The 6,465-nt window shown below is 73.1% G+C and carries 4 protein-coding genes and 1 pseudogene; all 5 read right to left on the bottom strand.

Features of this window, described 5'->3' with window-relative positions; all coding sequences use genetic code 11:
- A pseudogene (locus tag ACY5KJ_RS09410) lies at positions 1-1,457 on the bottom strand (OB-fold nucleic acid binding domain-containing protein); the annotation flags it as partial.
- A 285-nt stretch (positions 1,458-1,742) separates the two neighbouring features.
- On the bottom strand, positions 1,743-3,320 hold the full coding sequence (locus ACY5KJ_RS09405; protein WP_462187934.1) for a pyridoxal phosphate-dependent decarboxylase family protein: 1,578 nt from the start codon (positions 3,318-3,320) through the stop codon (positions 1,743-1,745).
- A 72-nt stretch (positions 3,321-3,392) separates the two neighbouring features.
- Positions 3,393-4,445 (bottom strand): alpha/beta fold hydrolase, encoded by a 1,053-nt coding sequence (locus ACY5KJ_RS09400; RefSeq protein ID WP_462203196.1) that lies wholly within the window; start codon positions 4,443-4,445, stop codon positions 3,393-3,395.
- Between the two features lie 94 nt (positions 4,446-4,539).
- Entirely contained in the window at positions 4,540-4,734 is a 195-nt protein-coding gene (locus ACY5KJ_RS09395) for a hypothetical protein (RefSeq protein WP_462203195.1), read from the bottom strand.
- A gap of 308 nt (positions 4,735-5,042) precedes the next feature.
- Complete coding sequence (locus ACY5KJ_RS09390) at positions 5,043-6,311, bottom strand: DEAD/DEAH box helicase (protein WP_462187938.1); 1,269 nt, start codon at positions 6,309-6,311, stop codon at positions 5,043-5,045.
- Between the last annotated feature and the right edge of the window lie 154 nt (positions 6,312-6,465).

Raw genomic sequence — 6,465 nt, 5'->3', positions numbered from 1 at the left:
GTCGTCGAGCCGGAACACGGTCGTCGAGCCGGAACACGGTGGTGCGGCTCGCGGTCTGCAGCCGCAGGTGCACCTCCGTCGTCCCGGGATGGGTACCGAGAACCTCCCGCAGCCGCTCCACCGTCGGCGGGTTCACCCGGGACACCAGTATGATGATCACCATCGGTGGGCTCAGGGCGGCGTCGGACAGGTCGGGGACCGTGAGGTCGGAGGCGATCAGCCGCGGGGTGTCCTCCCGCTTGTCGAGGCGGCCCTTGACGATGACCACGGCGTCCTCGGCGAGCTGAGTGGAGCAGGTCTCGTAGGTCTGCGGGAAGAACATGACCTCCAGCCCGTCCTCGAGGTCCTCGATGGTGGTCAGCGCCCACACCTTGCCCTGCTTGGTGACCTTGCGCTGCAGGCTGGAGATGATTCCGCCGATGGTCACGGTGGCACCATCGGGGTGCTCCCCGCCGGTCAGGGACGCGATGCCGCAGTCCGCCTTCGCCGCGAGGATGTGCTCGACGTCGCGCAGCGGGTGGCCGGAGACGTAGAGGCCGAGCATCTCCCGCTCGTGGGACAGCTTGACCGCCTTGTCCCACTCCTGGTCGGAGAACTCCTGCACGCCGAACACGGGCGCCGCGCCCGGCTCGTCCTCGGCGTCGAAGGCGAACAGGTCGAACTGCCCCTCGGCGTTCTTCTTCCTCACCCCACGGATCTCCCCGGCCTCGCTGTACCGGGGGTGCTGGGAGTCGAAGATCCCGGCCAGCGGGATGTCCTTGCCCATCACGGCGGGCGGCATCGCCTTGGTGATGCGGTCACCCATCGCGTACGGGTAGCCGAGCACCCGCGAGGAGTCCTTGATCGCGGCCTTGGCCTTGATCGTGTCGTAGGTGACGATCTGCGCTATGCGGTCCTCGCCCCACCGGGATGCCCTGGCTCTTCGCCCACACGATGAAGTCGGCGACCACCAGGAAGCACGACGGGAAACCCAGCTGCAGGATGATCCCGATCTCGTACTCGACGCGTTCGCGGTGGGCGTCGTCGTAGCCGTCCGGGAACCGGCGGGCCATACCGGCCTAGGTCGCCTTGCGAAACCAGCTCTCCTCGGTCTCGCCAGCCGGCACCGGGAAGCGCGGCATCAGGTTGTGCTTGGCGAACATGCCGGTGGGGTCGACCCGCTCGGCGATCAGCAGGGTGGTCTCACAGCCCTCGCGCCAGACGTCGGAGGTGTCGATCCCGTACATCTCCTCGGCGCTCTTGAGGTAGTAGCCCGACCCCTCGAACTGGAAGGAGGGATTGGCCACCGTCGACGCCGTCTGTACACAGAGCAGCGCGGCGTGGGCGTCCCGCTCGGCCTCGTAGGTGGAGTGCGAGTCGTTGGTGACGACGAACCGCATGCCGAGCGTGCGGACGATGCCCACCAGGCCGTCGCGGACCCGGCGCTCGATGTCGAGGCCGTGGTCCATTGGCGGGAGACCTCTTTGAACATGTCCTTCAGCCGAGCCGCCCCGTCCAGCATCGAGTACTCGGTGTGAACGTGAAGGTGGACGAAAGAGTTGGACACGTCAGATCTTCCCGCGCGCTGGGCACGCCGGTCGAAGCTGCGGACCAGTCACCGACCGTGGAAACGGGCGCCCTCCGGTGCGGGCGCGCCGGGAACTGATCATCACGGGGGACCGGCCGGATGGACAAGGCGTTCATCCGGCAGCCTAGCGGCCCGCGCGCGGTCCGGACACCTCCGCCGTCGTGTCCGCCGGGTACTACGAAGCGATACCGCCGCGGTGCGTACCGCCGCCGCCCGGCGCCGCCGCGGTCGTCCCCCGCGCCTCGGCGACGGCGGCCCCGATCACCGCGATCGCCTGCTCCACCTCGCTGTCCGAGGTCGACCAGTTGCTTACCGAGATGCGCATCGCTGTGCGGCCCCGCCACACCGTGCCGCTCATGAACGTCTCGCCGCTTGCCGTCACCGCGGCCGTGACCGCCGCCGTCAGCCGGTCGCCCGCCGCCCGCCCGGCCGCCGTCCGGTCGCCCTCCGGGTCTGCCATCACCCGGACCAGCACCTGGTTGAGCTCCACGACGCGGCCCGATCCACCCGGGCCGGTTGACCCGGCTGACCCGGCTGGGCCGCCCGGGCCGGCCACCGCGTTCAGGATTGTCACCCCGGGAAGAGCGGCGAGCCGCACGGCGAAGCGGTTGGCATACTCGCAGCACCGGTCCACCAGGTCGCGCAGCCCCGCCCGGCCGAGCGAGCGCAGCGCCGCGTACACGGCGAAGGCCCGCGCCCGGCGGCTGAACTCCGGTGTCCAGTCGACCGGGTCGAGCCGGCCGGCGGAGTCGAGGACGAAGTAGTCCGCCGAGGCCGACATCGACCGCCGGTGCGCCTCGCGGTCCGCGACGAGGGCGATCCCGCAGTCGTACGGGACGTTGAGCCACTTGTGGCCGTCGGTCGCCCACGAGTCGGCCCGCTCGACCCCGGCGACGAGGGCGCGCTGGGACGCCGCCGCCGACACCGCAGCCCACAGCCCGAACGCACCGTCCACGTGCACCCAGGCGCCGTGTTCGCGGGCCAGCGCGCACACCTCCTCGAAGGGGTCGAACCCACCGGTGTTGACCTCCCCCGCCTGGGCGATCACGATCGTCGGCCCGCTCCCGCCGCTCCCGCGGGCAAGAGCCGCCCGCAGCGCCTCGGGGCGCATCCGCCCGAGCGCGTCGGCCTCGACGGCGATCGTCGCGCGGGTGCCGAATCCGAGCAGGCGCAACGCGGCGTCGACAGTGGCGTGCCGGGCGGCGCCGACCAGGACCCGCACGGGCGGTGCCCCGGCGAGACCATCCGTCTCGACATCCCAGCCGGCCCGCGCCAGCACCCGGTGCCGCGCGGCCGCCAGGGCGGTCACGTGCGCCATCTGGGTGCCGGTGGTGAACCCGACGGATACCCCCGGCGGCAGGCCGAGCAGCTGCGCGATCCAGCGGCCGGTCAGCGCCTCGACGGCGCTGGCGGCCGGGGAGAGGGAGGCCAGGGCAGCGTTCTGGTCCCACACGACGGTGAGCAGGTCGGCGGCGAGCGCCGCCGGCAGGGTCCCGCCGATGACGTAGCCGAAGAAGCGGCCCGAGCCGGTCGAAGTGAGGCCGCCGGCCACCGCGTCGACCAGCGCGTCGATGACCGCCACCGGGTCGCTCGGGCCCGCCGGCAGCGTGTCGCCGAGCCGGTGGCGGACTTGCTCGGCGGTCAGGCTGGGGCCGACCCGACGATCGGCCAGACCCGCCAGGTAGGCGTCGGCATGCCCGGCGGCGGCGCACAGTGCCGCGCGGAGCGCGTCGACGGGCGGCGTGCCTCGCATCGGTGGATCTCCTCGTCCGGGATGGATGATCGTTCGCCAGCGGGTCCGAAGCGGGCCCGATGCCCGGCGGCGTCAGTCGGCCGCCACCGCCACCGCCGGCGGCCGGGCGTGCGCCGCCGCCGTTCGGCTTTCCCGGCTTTCCCGGCTCTCCCGGCTCTCCCGGCCATCCCGGCCCAGCCAGTCCAGCACCAGCTCGGCGGTGAGCTCCGTCGCCTCGAGCATCGGCAGGTGGCCGAACTCGTCGAGGATCTCCACCCGCCAGTCCGGGCGTTCCGCGGCGACGTGGTGTGCCACGCCCACCGGGATCAGCCGGTCGGCGGAGCCATGGACGAGCATCGTCGGTTGCCGGACGGTGCGGACCATGCGCGCGAGTGAGGCCGGGCGCACCAGCGACCAGACGACCGAGCGCGCCGCCCCCACGTACGCCTGGTCCGCGCCGGGGATCCCGCCGCGCTCGCTCTGCGCGCGCACCATAGCCGCGATCGCCGTCGGCGGGATGCGGCCGGGGTCGGCGCAGAGCCGCCGCAGGTTCTCGTCAACGAGCTGGCGGGGGGTGTAGCGGCCGCGGCGGTACGCGAGGACCGCCGCGCCGAGGCGGGGGACCAGCAGACCGGCGAAGATGCGGGTGATCTCAGGATCCAGGCGCACGCCTCGCGGCCGGGGCAGTGCCGGGCCGAGTAGCACCAGACCCGCGACGGACTCCGGCCGCCGACTGGCCTGCATCACACTGATCATGCCTCCCATCGAGCTGCCGACGAGGACGGGCGCCTCCCGGACGATCTCGCTGAGGAAACGGTCGAGCAGTGCCCGGTTGGCCGCGACGTCGGTGTGGCGCCCGGCGGGCGGCGTCCGGCCGTGCCCGGCCAGGTCGACCGCGAGCACCCGGCAGACCGGGGTGAGCAGCGGGGCGAAGGCGAGCCAGTTGAGGTGGGAGCCGCCGAGACCGTGCACGCACAGCAGCAGCGGGCCGTCGGGTGGCCCCCCGAAGTCGACGTAGTGCACCGGCCCGTCCAACTGGGCCCAGAACGACCGGTGGTTCTCCCGGCCGGACGGGTCCGCCGAAACCAGGGGCGTGGTGACCGAGGACGTGGTGACCGCGGGTGCGGTCACATCGCGGCTGCTCATGCTGTGACGGTAGGACGACGCTCCTCGTGGCCGACATACCCGTCGGCGGTGAAACAGCAGGGCCGGCCGCCCGACGGCGGCCGGCCTCCAGGAGTCACAGTGACCGGGAGGCGCCGAGCCGGAGCCGGTTCGGGTTTGCGACGGGCCCGAACGAGAATGTTTCCGTGGCCGGCTCGAAGACCTCCGCGCCGTCGAGGACGCCGGAGCCGGTCTCCCGCTGACCTGGTACGGAAAGCCCCGGGGCCAGGTGGGTCGTCTCGTCCTTTTCCATGCGCAACGCTCCTTCCATCGTTACCGACAGCTGTCCCTAAAACGGTATCGAGTGGACGTGGCGCGCAAAGTCTCTAAGTGATCCTGGTCACACCGCAAATCCGAACGATGGCAATGCGTTGCGCCCTTCATTGGCCGTCGGATGGCTACGGCATGCGCGGACCGTGCGTGAAGCGCGCACAGAGCGTGGGCGAGTCGTTGGTCAGGAGTGTTCAACCGGCCGACCGGCCCGGTCGAAACCGGGCCGGTCAGCTGGAGCCCGCGGCCGGGGCGGGACGTCCGGTCAGGCCCGCAGGGGCGCACCGGAGCCGGCGGCCAGGCTGTCGGTCAGGCTGTCGGTGCCGGAGCGGTGGGGGCCGTTCCGGGAGCGGCGCCCCGGCGCGGCGGGCGGCCGTGCCCGGTCGCCGGCCGCCCGAACCGGTGACCCTCTCGCCGGGTGGGCCGGTGCTCGTTGCCGCGAGGCGTACCGCCGCCGCGCGGTCCCCTGCCGCCGCCCGTGCGGGCTAGCGGGATCTCGTCCTTGCTGATCCGGGGCGCGGGCGGCCCGGCGAGCTCGAGCACGATCGGATCGTCGGCGGTCGTCGGGATCGGCCTCGCCTCGATCCCGACGGTGCGCAGCAGCCCGCGCACCTTGCCACGTTCGGCGGGCAGGGTGACGAGCACGTCCGCACCGTCGGCGCCGGCTCGGGCGGTCCGTCCGCCTCGGTGCTGGTAGGTCTTGGCGTCCTCCGGCGGGCCGAGGTGCACGACGAGCCGGATGCCGTCAACGTGGATGCCGCGGGCGGCGACGTCGGTGGCGACCAGCACCCGGTAGAAGCCGTCGGTGAAACCGGCCAGCGCCCGGGTCCGCGCCCCCTGTGGCATTCCGCCGTGCAGCGGCTCGGCCGGCACCCCGGCCCGGCTCAGTGACTCGGCCACCCAGTCGGCGTCACGCTGGGTGCGCACGAACACCAGGGTGCGCCCCGAGCCGCCGGCGAGCGCGGTCACCAGGGCGACCTGCGCGGCCCGGTCGACGGCCTCGAGCGCGTGCCGGGCGAGTGTGGTGACCTGGGAGACCTCGGAGTCCACCGCGACCAGGACCGGGTCGGGCAGGTAGTCGCGCACGAGCACCTCGACCTCCCGGTCGAGCGTCGCGCTGAACAGCAGCCGCTGCCCGCCCGCCGGGGTGGCGTCGAGCAGTGCCTTCACTGCGGGCAGGAAGCCGAGGTCACACATGAAGTCGGCCTCGTCCAGGACCGTGATCTCGATCTCGTCCAGCACGCACGCGCCGCGCTCCACCAGATCGGTGAGCCGGCCCGGGGTGGCGACAACCAGGTGCACACCGCGGCGTAGCGCGGAGATCTGCCGGCTGATGGACGTCCCGCCGTACACCGGCGCGAGCCGGAGGTTGAGCGCCCTGGTCAGGGGCTCGAGCGCATCGTTGACCTGCTGGGCCAGCTCGCGGGTCGGCACGAGGACGAGCGCACGGGGCCGGCGGGGCTGGGCCGGCCCCTGCCCGGCCATGCGGGCGAGCAGCGGCAGCCCGAAGGCGAGCGTCTTGCCCGAGCCGGTCCGGGCCCGGCCGAGGACGTTCTCCCCGGCGAGGACGTCGGGCAGGGTCGATGCCTGGACTGGGAACGGGGCGGCGATGTCCCGGTCGGCCAGCGCCTTGATGAGCCGGCGGGGCAGGCCCGCGGCCTCGAAGGACTCGGCCGGCGGCCGGGGCTCACGCGTGGTGATGGTCGGTCCGGCCGGGCGCGCCGGGCCACCT

The organism is Frankia sp. CcWB3 (assembly GCF_977927595.1).
This window is presented reverse-complemented; position numbering and strand designations above follow the sequence as displayed.